The 697-nt window shown below is 60.0% G+C and carries 1 protein-coding gene; it reads right to left on the reverse strand.

Going from position 1 to position 697, the window contains the following annotated elements:
* Positions 1-697 (reverse strand): T6SS effector BTH_I2691 family protein (locus GJV78_RS23210; protein WP_330998848.1); only part of this gene is annotated, 697 nt, incomplete at both ends.

Consider the following 697-nt stretch of genomic DNA (forward strand, 5'->3'; position numbering starts at 1 on the left):
AACCTTCAGCCCCAGGGCACTGGCACTTTCCTGTCGCGGATAAAAACCATGCGCTCCTCCCGACCGTTCGCCGGTCACCCTTTCCGTATTGATAAACAGGGTTGTGGCAAACTCTGCGACACTGGCTTTCAGTGAAGCCAGTGACGGCTCTATCACCAGCGCTTCGGGTACGCTGGCCGGACTTTCTTTCAGCGCGGCCAGCGATACTTTCGTAAAGCGGCTGTCCGGGCGCGCTCCTGACTTATAGCCTGCCAGCACCGCTTTACTCCACGGATCGCTGCTGAACGCCAGCCACGCCTCGCCATATTTTTTGTCATCAATATTAATAAAGCTGGCGTTGATACAGTGCCCCTGCTCCCGGCACGCCCGGCTTATGGGCTCCACGCCGTCTCCTTCCGGCATCGCCAGCGGATCAAACTGCCGCAGATACCCTTCCGCCGTGACCTGATAGCCCTGCCAGATCCGTCTGTCCAGCAGCACGTACAGATACCCCATGCGCAGGGTCCGCAGGGCGTATTTAAACTCGCCTCCCGTCAGCTCTGCATCCTGCTGCGGGACAACCGGCTTCCAGCCTGAGTTAACCAGCGCTTTTGGCACCGCCGCAACGCGCAGGGGAAAAATCGGTAAACCGGTCCGCTGACAGGCCTTACACCCTGACGGCGTGGAGGCGGCCTGTTCGCTGGCATCGGCATACCGG

It is taken from the genome of Intestinirhabdus alba (assembly GCF_009711095.1).
GTDB lineage: Bacteria > Pseudomonadota > Gammaproteobacteria > Enterobacterales > Enterobacteriaceae > Intestinirhabdus > Intestinirhabdus alba.